Origin of the sequence: Moraxella oculi (genome assembly GCF_023336735.1) — a bacterium.
GTDB classification, from domain to species: domain Bacteria; phylum Pseudomonadota; class Gammaproteobacteria; order Pseudomonadales; family Moraxellaceae; genus Moraxella; species Moraxella oculi.
This window is the reverse complement of sequence record NZ_JAMBAQ010000022.1, coordinates 1-16,472: the sequence shown is the minus strand read 5'-3', so window position 1 is coordinate 16,472 and position 16,472 is coordinate 1. Positions and strand designations below refer to the sequence as shown.

Annotated in this window: 13 protein-coding genes and 2 pseudogenes; 6 read left to right on the top strand and 9 right to left on the bottom strand. The window is 36.9% G+C overall.

Translation table 11 applies throughout. The features are described 5' to 3' along the window. A pseudogene (locus tag M2R47_RS08530) lies at positions 1–82 on the top strand (RNA-guided endonuclease TnpB family protein); the annotation flags it as partial. Positions 83–140: 58 nt separating this feature from the next. On the opposite strand, the gene cas12a reads toward M2R47_RS08530, so the two are convergent. From cas12a to thrS, 5 genes are all read right to left on the bottom strand, one after another. Then, entirely contained in the window at positions 141–3,950 is a 3,810-nt protein-coding gene (gene cas12a / locus M2R47_RS08525) for a type V CRISPR-associated protein Cas12a/Cpf1 (protein WP_249101897.1), read from the bottom strand. A 308-nt stretch (positions 3,951–4,258) separates the two neighbouring features. Further along, on the bottom strand, positions 4,259–4,444 hold the full coding sequence (locus tag M2R47_RS08520) for a hypothetical protein (RefSeq protein ID WP_249101895.1): 186 nt from the start codon (positions 4,442–4,444) through the stop codon (positions 4,259–4,261). Positions 4,445–4,637: 193 nt separating this feature from the next. Beyond that, a complete protein-coding gene (locus M2R47_RS08515; RefSeq protein ID WP_249101892.1) occupies positions 4,638–5,057 on the bottom strand; it encodes a hypothetical protein in 420 nt (139 codons plus the stop codon). Positions 5,058–5,165: 108 nt separating this feature from the next. After that, complete coding sequence (locus M2R47_RS08510) at positions 5,166–5,519, bottom strand: hypothetical protein (protein ID WP_249101889.1); 354 nt, start codon at positions 5,517–5,519, stop codon at positions 5,166–5,168. 72 nt (positions 5,520–5,591) lie between these two features. Then, complete coding sequence (gene thrS, locus M2R47_RS08505; RefSeq protein WP_249101877.1) at positions 5,592–7,520, bottom strand: threonine--tRNA ligase; 1,929 nt, start codon at positions 7,518–7,520, stop codon at positions 5,592–5,594. Between the two features lie 352 nt (positions 7,521–7,872). On the opposite strand from thrS, the gene M2R47_RS08500 reads away from it, so the two are divergent. Beyond that, complete coding sequence (locus M2R47_RS08500) at positions 7,873–8,799, top strand: metal ABC transporter substrate-binding protein (RefSeq protein ID WP_249101817.1); 927 nt, start codon at positions 7,873–7,875, stop codon at positions 8,797–8,799. A gap of 438 nt (positions 8,800–9,237) precedes the next feature. Here M2R47_RS08500 and M2R47_RS08495 read toward each other — a convergent pair whose 3' ends face one another. The 4 genes and pseudogenes from M2R47_RS08495 to M2R47_RS08480 form a co-directional block, all read right to left on the bottom strand. Beyond that, a complete protein-coding gene (locus M2R47_RS08495; RefSeq protein WP_249101814.1) occupies positions 9,238–10,128 on the bottom strand; it encodes an RNA-guided endonuclease InsQ/TnpB family protein in 891 nt (296 codons plus the stop codon). A 7-nt stretch (positions 10,129–10,135) separates the two neighbouring features. Then, positions 10,136–10,468, bottom strand: a complete 333-nt coding sequence (locus M2R47_RS08490) for a hypothetical protein (protein ID WP_249101812.1) — start codon at positions 10,466–10,468, stop codon at positions 10,136–10,138. Positions 10,469–10,525: 57 nt separating this feature from the next. Continuing rightward, a pseudogene (locus M2R47_RS08485) lies at positions 10,526–10,837 on the bottom strand (IS607 family transposase); the annotation flags it as partial. A gap of 12 nt (positions 10,838–10,849) precedes the next feature. Then, positions 10,850–11,095: a hypothetical protein gene (locus tag M2R47_RS08480; RefSeq protein ID WP_249101805.1), complete on the bottom strand. Its 246-nt coding sequence runs from the start codon at positions 11,093–11,095 to the stop codon at positions 10,850–10,852. 859 nt (positions 11,096–11,954) lie between these two features. Between M2R47_RS08480 and M2R47_RS08475 the strand changes: the two genes are divergently transcribed. The 4 genes from M2R47_RS08475 to M2R47_RS08460 all read left to right on the top strand — a co-directional run bounded on the left by M2R47_RS08475 (position 11,955) and on the right by M2R47_RS08460 (position 15,781). After that, positions 11,955–12,929 carry an ATP-binding cassette domain-containing protein gene (locus M2R47_RS08475; RefSeq protein WP_283162947.1) on the top strand — a complete coding sequence of 325 codons (975 nt, stop codon included), beginning with the start codon at positions 11,955–11,957 and terminating at the stop codon, positions 12,927–12,929. Further along, on the top strand, positions 12,926–13,807 hold the full coding sequence (locus M2R47_RS08470; RefSeq protein WP_249101802.1) for a metal ABC transporter permease: 882 nt from the start codon (positions 12,926–12,928) through the stop codon (positions 13,805–13,807). The genes M2R47_RS08475 and M2R47_RS08470 overlap by 4 nt, the downstream gene beginning before the upstream one ends. Positions 13,808–13,812: 5 nt before the next feature. Further along, entirely contained in the window at positions 13,813–14,667 is an 855-nt protein-coding gene (locus M2R47_RS08465) for a metal ABC transporter permease (protein ID WP_249101786.1), read from the top strand. A 76-nt stretch (positions 14,668–14,743) separates the two neighbouring features. Beyond that, the gene (locus M2R47_RS08460) at positions 14,744–15,781 is read left to right on the top strand and encodes a threonine aldolase family protein (protein WP_249101783.1); all 1,038 of its coding nucleotides are present in this window, start codon (positions 14,744–14,746) and stop codon (positions 15,779–15,781) included. Positions 15,782–16,472: the final 691 nt, after the last annotated feature.

The window sequence follows — 16,472 nt, the reverse complement described above, 5'->3', positions numbered from 1 at the left end:
GCATGATAGAGATATCAATGCTAGTAAGAACATTCTTGCGGTCGGGCTTGACCGTCTAGCAGTAGGAATCCCCTCGGTTTAGCGAGGGGAGGAAGTCAAAAAATAGGCTCAATTTTAATAATTGAGCCTAAATATATTATCTAGTTATTTTGAACAAATTTTAGCCACTCTTGATTGCTAATCATCAGATTTAATTTATCTAAATTATCATTTGCCTTAATCTGCTTCAATACCCACAAGCCTTTTTTGGCGATATGATATGCACCATTGGCATCAGAGTTTTCAGGTAATTTTCGCTCTTTTTCTGGCAATGCTTCAATCTTACGACTGTCAAAAAACTCACTGTTTTTATTTGCCACAGGCGACAAAATAAAATCATCATCCGTATTAGCGTTGCTATATCGCATAGATACCAACACTTTAAGATAATAATAAAGACTGCTATACAAATCTTTACTATTATTTTGACAAATCAAATCAATTAAATCATTGCCACTTTGATAATTGATTTGATGTTTCTCAAATAATGCTTTTAGACAATCATTGACATTGATTTTTTCCATACTCTTTGTAGTATTGTTGTAAGCAAAACGCACATCGCCGTGCGAACAAATTACCCAATCAGTTTTTGAGCCAGTTGCTTTATCGGTAAATTTTTTATAATCCAAAGCAAATTCAAAATAATCTTTATTGGCATTATAGAAAATGCTATCAAACTTTGCAAAAAAATCTTTGGATTTATCGATATTTTCGTAATGCAAGGGCAATAAATTCACAAACCCTGTGGTTGGGTCAATTTTACTGGTATTCCATGCTGGCACATAGAATAAAAACCCTGTTTGCTTGCCGATATCTTTAATATCTTCAAATTTATTGGTTAATTGCAAGGCATTTCTAATACCGCCCAATTCATTGGGTGTTTTGTCTTTAAATACCAAATAATTAAGTTTTTTAATAAGTGCGTTTTCAAAGTTTTGATAGACTTGCTTTTCAACCTTAAAACGCCCACGCTTAAAACCAAAGTTTAAATCTTCCAGCACAACAATGGCATTATATTTAAGCATCAGCTGACTGATATGATGCACCACTTGACTTAAATAGCCTTGCTTAAGTTCTTTGATATTTTCAATTTCACCCCAGTTTACACGAGCAGTAGCACGCCCTTTTTCTTTATTATCCAAAAGCGTGTGATAATTGACTGCCAGCTCAATGCCGTTATGACCTGTATTCACAATCTCATTTAAAGACTTTTGCTCAATGATTTCGCCTTTTTGATTAATCACACTCACATACAACAAATGGCGTTCGCCACGGTCAATGCCAATGATATGAACATCGTTATTGCTATTTTTGAGTGTTTGATTAACTTTTTGGTTAAAAGCTTTAAAACCAACACCATCAACTCCAAAATTCATCGTAATGGGAATATGTAACAAAAACTTATCTTGGGTATAGCGTTTGTCTTTGTAAATGGTGTGTGTAGCGATTTTGTTGACATTGGCGTTGTTTGGGTTTTTCATTACCAATACTTCGCCAGCAGGGTGTTTTGCCACATCATTAATATTTAATGATGCTTGACGATAAAAAATCTCTGCTTCGCCATTTAATTTATAAATGACATTTTGTAGATTTTCAGGACTAAATAATTCCTTAAAATATAAAGTATGTAAATTCTTGTTGCCATAAGAATGTGTTGAAAAATCCTTATTATAGATTTGAAATAGATATAATTTGCCTTGCTCTACTAAATTATCAATATATTGGCTGTCAATATCGGTAAAAAAAACTTTATATCCTTGTGGCTCAACTTCCTTATAAAAATCACTTAAATCATTATAGCTACTCGTATCAGAAAATACAAAACCAAACTCTTTCCATTCTGGGTGCTTATTGATACTTTCTTTGAAAAAATCTATTAAACGATGGCAATCAGATAGATTGAATAACTCGCCTTTTTTATGCGTGCCTTGTTCGTATTTTTCCAAAATATTCTTAGATGGCGAATAATCGTCAATATTGCTTTTGGCAAAAAATACTTTTGGTAACATTTTATTCGGACCAGGCAGTAGCTTATACACCATTTTTTGATAAACATCTTGGCTATTCGCAACAGGTGCTTGGTCAAAGACCTTTTTGTGGTCTTTATCCAAAATCGCCAGATAATAGTTGCCATTTTTTTGCAAAATAATGCCAAAATTGTCTTTTTCTTTGTTTAAATCCCAACCTGACAGTAAAGTTGCATTATCAAAATTAAGTTTATATTTTTCAACATTAAAAGATTTTTGAGAGACATAATCACGAACTTTATTATAAAGTGAAGTAAACTGCTTTAAATCATCATATAAAGGTGTAAATTCGCCATAAAATGACTTGTCTTCATTCAAACCAGCGTCATTTCCAATCGCCAATGGCTTAATAAAATGCACCAAAGTCATTACGCTATCCAAAAATAGCTTTAAATTAATGATGTCTTGGGATTTTTTGTGCTTATAAAAAGTGCATTCGCCAATCGGATATTCTTTTTCTATAAAGCCTTTAATTGTACTGAATTTATTGTCAATATCTTTGATTAAAGACAATTTTTCATCATCAGTATTGATAAAATATTCTGATAAATAATCCACGATGCTCACAAACTCAACATCATCTTTGCTTTGACAATATTGAGTTAATGCCTGTTCCAAAACAGCAATGCTGTGTTCAGATTTAATAAATTTTTCTCGCTCTTTGTTGAGTTTGTCCCTAGCAGTGTCTGTTTTGGCTTTGGCAAGTTTACTTTCAAACTCTGGGTTTATTTGATTGGCATAATAGTCGCTTAAAGCATTGTTGATTAAATTAAAATGACCGTATATATTATGGGAGATGTGTGTCAGTTGTTTTTGATTGATATAAATGCCATTTATGTCATATTTTTGAATATCATTTAACAAGGCTTGAATTTTGGTAAAATCTTCATAATACCCACGATAAAAATCATTGATTGCATTACAAACTTCATTATCATCTTCAAACCTTGATGGTAAAAATGATAGGCTTTGTTTATCGCTTAATAATTGTTTGTGCAATGGTTTTAATTTGGCGACCTTGCATTTATTTTTTTGATTGTATAGATTTATAATCTCATTAACACCTTGCAATTTTTTGCCATTATCCAAAGTTTTTCCACCTAATAAAGCATTGTAAGCAGTAATGCCTGATTGGGTTAATAAATGATTATAAAAATCAATCTCTGACAAATCATCAATATTAAAATCATCAAAAGAATTGGAGACTTGTTCATCCAGATGATTAAATTGCTGATATAAATCAGCATATTTATTTTTAATATGGCTTAAAGTATGAATGTTATCCACAAATCTGGGTAGATTTTCGTGAATCAAACGATAAGCAATGGCGGTATGTTTATTTTCGTGGCTATATAGATTTTTACGATTTTCATAAAACCCGCTAAAATAAGTGGTAAAACCAATAAACTGCTCAATGAGAGCGATTTTTGGCGACTCTTTTCCCTCTTTTTGGATAATCCATTTAACCAAATTGCCTTGCTCTTTTGTACTGCCAAACAATTCTTTGGCAAATAGACTTTCAAATAAAGCTTTGGTCTTTTCGTCTTTTTTAAATTGCTTGACGATCATTTTACGCAATTGCTCTTGTGATTTTTCTAACGCTTTACGCAGTTCATTGTCATTTTTATTCTGTTTGAGTGCCAAATAATGGTTCTGAAAATTTGACAATTCTGTCAAGCTAATGTCTTTTAATGCCTGCCCAATAAAATCACGATGATAATCATCTAAAATCGGCTTGATTTTTTGGTAGCTTTCGGCAAGTGCGGCATCTTTTTTTAAAAAGTTTTTGGCTTTGATGTATTCAAGTGTTTTGCCAATCGGTTTTAATTCAAAGCGCACAGTTTTAGAAAGTGGGTATTGTTGGGTAAAAGCATTAAATAGCATATATCGTCCTTAAAAAAACAAAAAATTTAATTTAATTAAACTTGCCATTGTAAATTTTTGATTGATAAAAATCCACCCAAAATTACTTTGAATGGACTTTTAAAATCAATAAGCACAAAATTCAAGTTCGGCATAAGCATGGCTGTCGTGCGGTATGTCAAATCCAATCGAATATTTTCCCTTGCTTGCAATATGATATTTCCATTGTGCTTGCTTAATGCCGTACTTTTGACTATATACTTCGTCATACTCATATTTAATGTCATCACCTTTGCTATTGACAAGGTGGGGTTTTGCAATGCCTGCAATTAAATTAATGGTAAATTTTGATTTTTGTTTAAATAAATATGCAGGTCGCTACGAGTGTCAATTTGATAGGTGGCACAATAATCGCCCTTTTTAAATTTGATTTCTATGTCTGTGGGTGGTTTGGCAAAACTTTGCCCGCTTATTGCCATTAGCTCACGCAATAATACAGCTTTTAAACTTTTCATAAATATTCCTTAAAAAACATTCTTATTATCATAACAAATCTGCAAAAAATACAAGCCTTTTATGAACTTCTTAACCCCCTCCAAGAGCGACCGCTTGGTGGGGGCGGAAGGGTTGGTTAAATTTATGGCAGATGATTTTAGTGGGCCGATGAAGTTGTAGATTAAAAAAAATACATTATGCACACCTTATTAGTCAATATCCAAATAAAGATTTTATTTTATTCAAAAAATTTGGTTTATTTTTCTTGATTGGTATGTGATTTTCTTCATAGTCTTCTTTAATTGTATCAATACATTGTTGTAAAAAATTTACAGATTTCTTCGAAACATCAATTTCATTAACAATCATTTGATTAAGTAAATTAAAATCCTGTGCAGTTGGTTTTGCGTAATCTTGAAATTCTTGCCAAATATGATTAACTTTACTCATTTTTAAAAAAGCATTGCTCATATCCATATCATTATAAGAAATCCAATCTTGATACAAATCACTATTTTTCCAAAATCTTGCAGGTAATACAGTTGCTATTCCTTGATGAGTATCGTTAATTAAAATTGGGAAATAGCCTATTGATAAAACTCCATTGGGCAAATGCGGTCGCCAAATAAACATTGTGGTTGTTACCAATTCTTTTTTCGGTCAAAACTTTTGGCACACGAGAAAATAATTGTGTACGCTCATTGGTAATATGTTCAGCATATTTTTTTTAATTCGGGGTTATTAGGTGTAGTGTGTTTTTAAGCTGAATAGTTGGTGAGCGATTTGTGATAATTCATCAATGCTGGTTTGACCGTTAATGTCATAAACGATTTCAGCAGGGCAAGAATGTGTATTATCATCAGAAAACAACATTCTATTGGCTTGGACAATATGTGCCATCACAATTCTACCATTTTTATACAAATATGATAAATGATTGAGCTGTTCTAAATAGGCAGAATATTCTAAACCTTGCATCCAACTTGGGGGAATGATTTGCAGATAAGCCAATTCTTGTTGTGATAATTGGTTGAGATGGTTTTTTAAATTAATATTGGTAATCATTGCGTTTAATTGAGTGAAATTGTCAGACATCAGTGAGCACCTTAAAAATTAGAGTGACAAAAGCAAAACAAGCCCCAAAATTTTGGAGCTTGTTTTTTGGTATTATTCCGCTTTCACTTCAACCCTACCTTTTTTATCAATCGCTGTATCCAGCACTTTGACAAAGTCATCTAGCGACATACTGCCCAAATTCTCGCCTTCTCTTGTACGCACATTGACCGTATTGCTTTCTACTTCTTTATCGCCCAAAACGAGCATAAAGGGAATGCGTTCAAGGGTGCGTTCACGGATTTTAAAGCCGATTTTTTCGTTACGCAAATCGCTAATCGCTCTAAATCCTTGATCTTGCAAGGCTTTTACGGTACTTTCCACAGCGTCCGCTTGTTTGTCGGTAATATTCATCACCACAACTTGTTGGGGAGCAAGCCACGCAGGGAACCAACCTGCATAATGCTCAATCAAAATGCCAATAAAGCGTTCAAAGCTGCCTAAAATCGCACGATGGAGCATGACAGGGCGTACTCGCTCGCCATTCTCATCAATGTATTCCGCCCCCAATCGTTCAGGTAAGTTAAAATCCAGTTGTAGCGTACCACATTGCCACACGCGCCCCAAGCAGTCTTTTAAGCTAAATTCAATCTTGGGACCATAAAACGCACCTTCGCCTTCTTGTAATTCCCAGTCAAGCCCTGCCGTGTCCAGTGCGTCTGCCAAATCTTTTTCAGCCAAATCCCAAAGCTCATCTGCCCCCACGCGTTTTTCAGGGCGGGTGGAGAGTTTCATTTGCACCTCATCAAAGCCAAAATCTTTATAGACTTGCAAGGTCAACTTGATAAAGGCTTGGGCCTCATCACGTATCTGCTCATTGGTACAAAAAATATGGGCATCGTCTTGCACAAATCCACGCACGCGCATGATGCCGTGCAGACTGCCTGACGGTTCATTGCGATGGCATGAGCCAAATTCGGCAAGGCGTAGTGGTAAATCACGATAAGACTTCAAGCCTTGATTAAACACCTGTACATGGCAAGGGCAGTTCATCGGCTTGATGGCGTAGTCTCGTTTTTCTGATGATGTGGTGAACATCATTTCGCCATAATTTTCCCAATGTCCTGACTTTTCCCACAGGCTTTTGTCCACGACTTGTGGTGTTTTGATTTCAAGATAGCCGTTGTCTTTTTGTACTTGTCGCATGTATTGTTCTAATACTTGCCATACTGTCCAGCCATTGGGGTGCCAAAATACCATGCCAGGAGCTTCTTCTTGCAGATGAAATAAGTCCAAAGCCTTGCCAATTTTACGATGGTCTCTTTTTTCGGCTTCTTCTATGCGTTTGATATAGGCTTGTAATTGTTTTTTATCTGCCCACGCTGTGCCATAAATGCGTTGTAATTGTTCGTTTTTGGCATCACCACGCCAATACGCACCACTCATTTTGGTGAGTTTGAACGCCTTTAAAAAGCGAGTGTTTGGTACATGAGGTCCACGACACATGTCGATGTATTCTTGATGATAATATAGACCCATTTGTGTTTCGTCTGGCATGTCATCAATTAGGCGTAATTTATAGTCTTCGCCACGATTTTTAAATATTTCGATGACTTCATCTCTTGGTGTCATTTTTTTGATGACATCGTAATCTTGATTGATGAGCTTGGTCATTCGCTCTTCAATCATTGCCATGTCGTCTTGAGTAAAGGGTTTTTCGCTATAAATATCATAATAAAATCCGTCATCAATCACAGGTCCGATGACCATCTTGACCTCTGGAAATAACTGTTTGACGGCATGTCCTAAAAGGTGGGCGCACGAATGGCGGATAATCTCCACGCCTGCATCGTCTTTTGGGGTGATGATTTGCACGCTTGCATCGGCGTTAATGGGGTCGCAGGCGTCCACAAGTTTGCCATTGACAATGCCTGCCACACACGCTTTGGCAAGTCCTGCACCGATGCTTTGGGCGATTTCCATCACGGTGGTGACACCGTCAAATTGCTTAACATCGCCATTGGGAAGTGTGATTGCGACCATAGTAGTTCTCCTAAATTTGGCGTTGGCAGTGATATTTGCTACAATCAAATATTTGACCGCTACCAGTGGATAAAAGTTAAAGAATGAAATTTATCAATTATAACAGATGTTGATATCCAAAGAAAGAAACTTGGTTGCATCTTTAAAACCTTTGGTGATTGATTGGACAAGCATGCTTTGAACAAGGTAAAGATGACCCAAATTTCCAGCTGATTAAAGTTGGTATTGGTGGGGTGTTGACTGGACTAATGTGTCTGAACTAATGTTTGACTTATTTTTTAATAATGAGTATCATTATCGTAACAGTCATTTTTATTTTCATTTCTAGTAGATGATGGGAGGAATCATTGCAATGAGATCTTTGAAAGCATTCGTATTGGGGCTGGCCGTAATCGCTTTGGCGGGTTGTGGTCAGTCTAATGAGACGCATGGTGAGCAGACCAGACCTGAAGACCATAAGTTTACTGTATTAACCACTTTTACCATCATCAAAGACATTGCCCAAAATGTTGCAGGCGAGGCAGCACAGGTTGAATCCATCACCAAAGCAGGTGCAGAAATACATGATTATGAACCTACTCCTAAAGACATCGCCAAGGTCAAAGAAGCAGACTTGATACTTCATAACGGCATGAATTTAGAGCGTTGGTTTGAAAAATTCTATCAAAACACTACAGTACCTGCCGCCACAGTAACAGAAGGCATCACGCCCTTACTGATTAAGGCGGGGGCTTATAAAGACCTGCCAAATCCCCATGCGTGGATGTCGCCGACGAATGCACTGGTTTATGTGGAAAACATCAAAAACGCCTTGATCGCCCACGACCCAGACAACAAAGATATTTATATCAAAAATGCCGAAGCCTACAGCCAAAAAATTAAAGCGCTGGATGCGCCGTTGCGTGCTAAATTGGCAGGCATTCCTGAAGATAAGCGTTGGCTGGTAACGAGTGAAGGGGCTTTTAGCTATCTTGCCAAAGATTATGGTCTAAAAGAGGCGTATTTATGGGATATCAATGCTGAGCAACAAGGTACGCCACAGCAAGTCAAAGCGGTGATTGATGTCGTCAATGCTAATAAAATACCTGTGGTATTTAGCGAAAGCACCGTGAGCGACAAGCCCATCAAGCAAGTTGCCAAAGAAACAGGGGCTAAATACGGCGGGGTGCTTTATGTAGATAGTTTATCGGAGAGTGGTGGTAAAGTACCTACCTATTTAGACTTACTCAATGTTACGGTCAGCACTGTGGTAGAGGGTTTTGAAGGTTCTGGTAAGTAAGAGTTACAAAAACACAAGTGATTGATATATTGACCACTTGTGTTTTTTGTTTGTTTTGATGGATTAAAGGTTGGTAATAAAGCCTCTACAACTCCCAAATTTTGCTTTATCGATTTTGTATTGATTTTCACTCAGTTTGGTCATGATGACACCATCGCAATCCATTAATTGTCATCGTTCACTCGTTGCCAATTCACCTTCTTTTAAATTTAAGAATTGGCGTAATAACCAACGACTCACGCAGAATTTGGATTGGTCATTAAGCCTTGCGGCTGTCTTCAACATATTTCACGCTCCAAATGATGCTCTTTAATCAGCTTTGATTGCAATACAACCTCCTTAAAATTCAGATGGTGAATTGGATTTTCTATCATTAAAATCTGGGGATTTCATAATTCAATAGTTCCAAATTTCACGGAAAAACACGGAAATTTAAGTTTAAGGATTGGCCTTTAATGGGTTAATCATCTTAGGCGTACTACACATCACTATTGGGTTGTGATCAAACTTCCCAATTACTTTTCTTAAAATATTGCAAGCACCATTGACATCAGCATTGATAAGCGTGTTATTGCTTGATTTAAATAAACCACGCTTAACATGTTTACCTTGATAATTAACTTGTTTAGCAATGGGTTCATCATCAAGAAAGCTACATTTACTTGTATAACTTTCTTCAGCAACAATCACATCAATGCCTCGTAATTTGGCTTTATACTGTATCATTTGTACCAATCTTGCAAAAGGCACACTGACAAAACTTTGATTGTTTCTTTTACCAATATTTATCCCTTGTTTCCAATCTTGATTGTGACCGATAACAATCGTTGTTATCTCGTTGGCAACTGCGTGGTTGATAAGATAATGGCTTGCTTTATGTAAATAATCATTGATTTGATTATTACATTTAAATGATAACTTATTTAATTGTTTGTTAATGCAGTTAATCTGTGGAATGGTTTTATTGCTTTGCTTGGCAAGGTGAATGAATCTGTCTTTTTCACTCTGTAGCTTAGCTTTGATTTTATTAAAAAATTGATTAACAGATTTTACAGTCTTGCCTGTAACAATAAAAGGCGTATTGTTTGTGTTGCTAACAGCTGTCATAAGATTATTTAAACCTAAATCAACCGCTAAATAACGCCCATTATTGGGTTTAGGCGTTGGCTTGTCTGTTTTGTAGATGATTTTAATATCATAACCATTGGCAATCTTGACAACTTTGACTTCTTGTATGTTGTTAAGATTGATGATGTTTTTAAGTTTGCCAAGTTCAAAAGACAATGGTGTATCAAAATAGCTTGAAAGGGTTAAAATGCCTTTTTGCAAATCATGTTTAGAAATTGCTTTTGGTGAAAATAATGTTAGCTCGTCCTTTGGTTTTATCTAAATATTTTGGTAATTTAGGACGAGCTAAAAACTTGGATTTGTCTTTATGATAGGCTTTAACAACCGCCCAAAAAGACCCAAAGTTTTGAGAAGCTTGTTTAATTACTTGCTGTGCAACTTTGGCAGGAACAGCAATATAATCACCTTGTTTTTCTTGGGTTAGTTGATTGATGAGATTAAAAGCGGTTGGTGTTTTGTTGTTTATAATGACGACTTGTCTGTTGTGATAGGTTGCTACATTGAATAGGTTTTTACACAAAAACGCATAGTCATCAAGCATTTTGTAATGCTTGTGGTTTTGTTTAGTGCGGATTGTGTGAGTTAAGTACATGGTAGTTTATTTGTCCTGCAATTCTTTAATAAGTTGTTCGTTTTTGCGTTTGGTTCGTCTTTGTCCGTAAACCCTAGCACAAAATGAAGTGATGATTGAAGTAAAATCAGTAATTAAGTCTTCTCTTTCATCTATCACTTGATTAACCACTTCTATTTTACGGTTTTGCATAGCAAGCAGGGTTTTAATGTAGTTAAACCCAAAGCGTGTTAATCGGTCTTTATGTTCGACAATAATGACATCAACTGTTTTGTCATTGAATAGGTCTATGAGTTTCTTACGATTGTCATTTAAACCACCACCCACTTCTTTAATTACCTTATCAACTTTCTAGTCGCGAGCATTGGCATAAGCAATTATTCTATCGGCTTGGCTATCAAGGTTGCTTTTATTTTCGCTTGATGAAACACGGCAGTAAATACAAACAACGGTTTTTTTACGCACCTCATTATCAACAATCAATATCCGTCCAGTGGTTGTTAGTTCGGATTGAACCTTGCCACTTTTTACCCATGCCCATACAGTGCGATAGGTTACTTTGTTGAGTTTTGCATATTCGGATATTTTGTATTTCATTTAATAATTGATGATATGGCAATAATTATTTGCCATATCAAAATATGGAAATTTATACAAGTATTTTCCGTGTTTTTCTGCTATTTAAATGAAGTTAAAATATAATCGTCTTTATATTCTTATGCTTTTAGATATTCATTTTCTGTTAAGCGAATTTTACCTTTATTTGGCGAATGCCTTTCGACTTCTGCGAGGTGGTTTTTTTGAGTTTCTGGTAATTTGAAAATCATGGTCGTCTCCGAATAATCGAGCGTCTTGCAAAATCAATTTAACAACATTGGCATAAGTAACCACATTTTCATTACCAAACAAACCATCAATGAGAATTATTCTGTATTCATAGACATCTTTTTCTACCGCCAACCCAATCTTCTGTTATCAAAATAGGGGTTAAATAAATCTTGACGACTTTTCACCACACTTTTAGTTTTTATAATGTTTAAGTCCACAAAATATTGATAAAAATGTTCTTTTGCTTTAAACCTGAACTGCTTAATAGAATCATGATTGAATTTTGCCAATCCATGGCCCAATAAATTTAATAATTCGTAATATTCATGCTTGTTACTACGATTATTCATCTTACATGTTCTGTTTTTGAAACATTCTAAAAATTTTAATAAAATTTTGATAATCAGAACATTTGTTTAGTTAAGGCTTAAGCTAAAAATGATTGATTTATGAATGATTTTTATTTACAATAAAACATGAAACCGCTCTATAATAATCTGTTAAAATGGCCTAAGTGCTAGAGGTTTTGAGCATGAAATTTTTTATATCAAAACCGTTTTAAAAGTAAATTTAAAAACCATCCATTCACTCTAACATAACTCATTCAACTTAGCATTTCTTTACCAAAATGACAAATACCCTAAATCCGTCTATTTTTGCCAAAGACATTTCGGTGCGTTATGCCAACGGACATACCGCCTTACACGATGTTAATTTTTCGTTAGACGGTGGGACGATTTGTGCTTTGGTGGGAGTTAATGGCTCGGGAAAATCCACGCTGTTTAAGTCTATCATGGGGCTTGTTCGCCCAAGCACAGGGCAAATTTTATTGTGTGGTTTGCCTATTCAAAAAGCCCTACGCAAAAATCTTGTCGCCTATGTGCCACAAAGTGAGGAGGTGGATTGGCAGTTTCCTGTATCAGTGTATGATGTGGTCATGATGGGTCGTTATGGGTATATGAATTTTTTGAGAATACCAAAGGCAAGCGATCAACAAAAAATCAATGAAGCGATGAAGCGTGTTGACATCGAGCATTTAAGAGATCGGCAAATCAGCGAATTGTCAGGGGGGCAAAAAAAGCGGGTGTTTTTGGCACGGGCATTGGCACAGGAGAGTAAAATTATTTTGCTTGACGAGCCCTTTACGGGTGTTGATGTCAAAACTGAGCAGGCAATCATGGCTTTGCTTTTAGAGTTAAAGGCAAGTGGTCATTTGGTTTTGATTTCAACGCACAATTTGGGAACAATTCCAGAATTTTGTGATCAAGTGGTCATGATTAATCGGACGGTGTTGGCAAGCGGGGCAACAAATGAGACTTTCACACAGAAAAATTTGGAGAAAGTCTTTGGTGGTGTGTTGCGCCAAATACGACTTTCTGGTAAGGATTTGCACGATGATGATGACAGTCGCTCACTGACGATCTTGGCAGATGACGAAGTGCCTGCGGTTTTTTATGGTTTGCAACAAGATGTGTTGGAGGGTGCGTCTTGTCATGAGAAGCAGAAGGCGAGTCGCTTGGGTCCTGTGAACATGAATTCATCAAAAAAAGCCGCCAGCGTGCATGCTGGTGATATTAAGAGCGATCTTAAGGATGAATCATGAGTGAGCTATTGACTGTATTGACTGAGCCTTTTGCTTACGAATACATGGTAAAGGCGATTGTTCTGTCATCAATGGTGGGTGGCGTGTGTGCGTTTTTATCGGCATATCTGATGCTAAAGGGCTGGTCGCTCATTGGTGATGCGTTATCACATGCGGTAGTACCAGGTGTAGCGATTGCCTATGCACTTAGTTTGCCTTATGCAGTTGCGGCATTTTTTGCAGGACTGTTGGCAGCGATGTCAATCTTATGGGTAAAGTCTTTGACCAAATTAAAAGAAGACGCAATCATTGGGTTGATCTTCACTACCTTTTTTGCTTTAGGGCTTTTTATCATTTCCATCAACCCTACCTCTGTCAATGTTCAAGAAATTATTTTTGGTAATATCTTGGGCATTTCTGATGGTGATGCAATACAAGTTGGTATTGTCATGGCTGTATCATTTGTTTTGTTGCTGATTTTTTGGAAAGATTTATTACTGGTTTTTTTTGACGAGATTCATGCCAAATCAGTGGGTTTGTCGCCTTGGTCATATAAGATACTGTTTTTTAGTCTGCTGTCTGCATGCGTGGTTTCCGCACTACAAACGGTAGGGGCGATTTTAGTGATTGCGATGGTCATCACGCCAGGGGCAATTGCTTACCAATTAACAGATAAATTTCGCCCACTTATTATCATTGCCGGTATGATTGGTGTGTTGACTTGTGGCATTGGGGCATACGCAAGCTATTTTTTTGATGGAGTGACTGGCGGTGTGATTGTGTCATTGCAGACATTCATCTTTCTTTTGGCTTTTTTGTTTTCGCCAAAGTTTGGCATGATTACTCAAAAACGGCGTTCAAAATTGATGGCATCGTATTCATCGAGAAAATTAGGGTAATGACCATGAATGTGCTTGATTATCTCATTGAGCCGCTGTCTCACACCTTTATGCAGCATGCGTTGATCTCTGCTGTTTCTGTGGGTTTGGTGTGTGCTTTATTGTCTTGTTTTGTGGTGCTAAAAGGCTGGTCCCTTATGGGCGATGCCATTTCCCATGCAGTATTTCCAGGAGTGGTTGTGGCTGCCTTGACAGGGTTGCCAGTGTTGCTTGGTGCCTTTTTGGCAGGGTTGATGTGTGCGATGTCAGTAGGGTATTTAAAGGCACACACCAGAATTAAAGAAGATACGCTCATGGGCATTGTCTTTGCAGGCATGTTCGCCGTGGGACTGGTCATCTTTAACAAAATGGGGGGCGATCATCAATTAAAGCATATTTTATTTGGCAATCTGCTGGGCATTGATCAGTCAATGTTGTGGCAAACGATGCTAGTATGCGGATTAATTTTTTTACTAACTCTATTAAAAATCAAGGATTTGCTTTTATACTGTTTTGATGCCAGTCATGCACGAGTGGCAGGATTGTCCCCAACACTGTTGTATTACGGATTGCTTGTGTTGCTATCAGCGACGGTCGTGGTGGCGATGCAGGCGGTGGGTGTGATTTTGGTGGTGGCGATGTTAATCAGTCCAGGGGTTACGGCATTTGTGTTGTGCAGGCGATTTTCTATGATGGTCTTAGTTGCGTCAATGAGCTCATGTTTGACTTGCGTGTTAGGAGTGATCATCAGTTATCATTTAGATTCAGCGACAGGTGCAACGATTGTGCTATTGCAGGCAATCGTATTTTTTTTGGCGATGGCGATCAGTAAAGTTAAGGAAAAATACGCAGTCAAGATGGTTGATGTGAATATGGGGTAATTCATACAAAAAAGTTGGTAATTTTATGAATTTAATTTATAATAAACCCAAACTAAGAGGATTTTATTAAGAGGGAATGATGATGTACCACCAAAAATCTCCTGCCACAACTTTCGCTTCTGATAATTATTCAGGAGTGCATCCTGCCATCATGCAAGCACTCAATGATGCCAATGTTGGTCATGTGCCTGCTTATGGTTATGATGAATACACAGACAGGCTTCAAGCCGTTATTCGTAAGCACTTTGGAGAGAAAGCTCATGCGTTGCCGGTCTTTAATGGTACGGGGGCAAATGTGGTCGGTTTACAAGCGATCAATCTTCGATGGGGTGCGGTAATTTGTACCGAATCTGCCCATATTCATCAAGATGAAAGTACAGCTCCACAAGTGATTGGCGGACTTAAGCTTTTGGCAGTGCCTACCAAAGACGGTAAATTAACCCCAGAGTTGATCAAAACTCAAATCTACAATATTGGTAGCGAGCATCGTGCTCAGCCAAGTCTTGTCTATATCAGCCAGACCACAGAATGTGGTACCTGCTATACCATTGAGGAGATTGCTGCCATTTGTGAGGTTGCTCATGCTCATAATATGAAAGTATTTGTTGATGGTGCAAGACTATCAAATGCCGCAGCACATCTGAATGCAACCTTTAAAGAAATGATTTTTGATACAGGCGTGGACATGGTGTCCTTTGGTGGCACAAAAAATGGCATGATGATGGGTGAGTGCTTAATTACTTTTGATGCCAAGTTGGCACAATCTTTGCGATATCTTAGAAAAGTCGGACTTCAAACCGCATCAAAAATGCGATTCATTTCCGCACAGTTTATCGCTCTTTTTGAAAATGAATTGTATCTACATAATGCCAAGCAAGCCAATGACATGGCCACTTTATTAACAAAAGAACTTAAAAACCTTGGTATTGAGCCTATCTACCAAGTGCAGTCAAATGGCGTGTTTGTTAAATTGCCACAAAGGGCGATGGTAAACGCTCGCCAAAAATACGCCTTTTATGATTGGGATAATAAAGGAATGGCTCGTTTGATGTGTAGCTTTGACACCACAGTCGATGATGTGATGGGTCTGATTGAAATCATCAAAAATTCATGAACCGAATAAAGCTCGCCTCTTGATAAAGCAAGGGGCTTTCTTCAATGAGTGTGTCAAATCCAATTATGGAGAATGCCCTTGTGCCGTCTTTTGGTTATCTTTTAAGTTCGAACCAAAAAGCACCATAAAAAGACTTACCAATTTAGTTTAAGTGAAGTTTGACGAGCTTTGAAGTAAATTGATTTCAGGCGTTTTATCGTGAGTTTTTGAGTTTGGTGTGAATGCTTTTGGTGCATCTCCTGTTTACTCTTTAGGATTACCAAATTAGGCATTACCAAATGTTTGGGCGTGTTTGTGAGCAAACAACCCCTAAAACTTAAAACAATACCATGAACGAAGGCGTGTGCAAGTGATAAAAAATATAAAATAAACAATGAGTTGTAAAAATTTTTATAAAATCAATAAAACCCCCCTTTACAAAATAAAATATTAGCGTATAATACACCCCACTCAAGCAGACAGGCAAACAAAACTTGTTTAAATTCAATAACTTAAGCAACTTTTGATTTAACCATTTCATTCAAAGTTTTTAAAGTTAAAGTTCTTAAAATCGTTCTCAAAAACATTTTAAAAAAAACTTTAAAAAAAATTGAAAAAAATGCTTGACATTAAATAAAACTGGCGTATAATACGCACTCATTCGCTGGATGACAACGAATGACACTATTTAAAATCCAAACTAAAGAACAAC

Bases quoted from the DNA above. Each gene is read 5' to 3' on its own strand.
- M2R47_RS08490 (WP_249101812.1), bottom strand. From the start codon at position 10,468: ATGCTTGATGACTATGCGTTTTTGTGTAAAAACCTATTCAATGTAGCA.
- cas12a (WP_249101897.1), bottom strand. From the start codon at position 3,950: ATGCTATTTAATGCTTTTACCCAACAATACCCACTTTCTAAAACTGTG.
- M2R47_RS08480 (WP_249101805.1), bottom strand. From the start codon at position 11,095: ATGAAATACAAAATATCCGAATATGCAAAACTCAACAAAGTAACCTAT.
- M2R47_RS08460 (WP_249101783.1), top strand. From the start codon at position 14,744: ATGATGATGTACCACCAAAAATCTCCTGCCACAACTTTCGCTTCTGAT.
- M2R47_RS08470 (WP_249101802.1), top strand. From the start codon at position 12,926: ATGAGTGAGCTATTGACTGTATTGACTGAGCCTTTTGCTTACGAATAC.
- M2R47_RS08520 (WP_249101895.1), bottom strand. From the start codon at position 4,444: ATGAAAAGTTTAAAAGCTGTATTATTGCGTGAGCTAATGGCAATAAGC.
- thrS (WP_249101877.1), bottom strand. From the start codon at position 7,520: ATGGTCGCAATCACACTTCCCAATGGCGATGTTAAGCAATTTGACGGT.
- M2R47_RS08465 (WP_249101786.1), top strand. From the start codon at position 13,813: ATGAATGTGCTTGATTATCTCATTGAGCCGCTGTCTCACACCTTTATG.
- M2R47_RS08475 (WP_283162947.1), top strand. From the start codon at position 11,955: ATGACAAATACCCTAAATCCGTCTATTTTTGCCAAAGACATTTCGGTG.
- M2R47_RS08500 (WP_249101817.1), top strand. From the start codon at position 7,873: ATGAGATCTTTGAAAGCATTCGTATTGGGGCTGGCCGTAATCGCTTTG.
- M2R47_RS08510 (WP_249101889.1), bottom strand. From the start codon at position 5,519: ATGTCTGACAATTTCACTCAATTAAACGCAATGATTACCAATATTAAT.
- M2R47_RS08515 (WP_249101892.1), bottom strand. From the start codon at position 5,057: ATGTTTATTTGGCGACCGCATTTGCCCAATGGAGTTTTATCAATAGGC.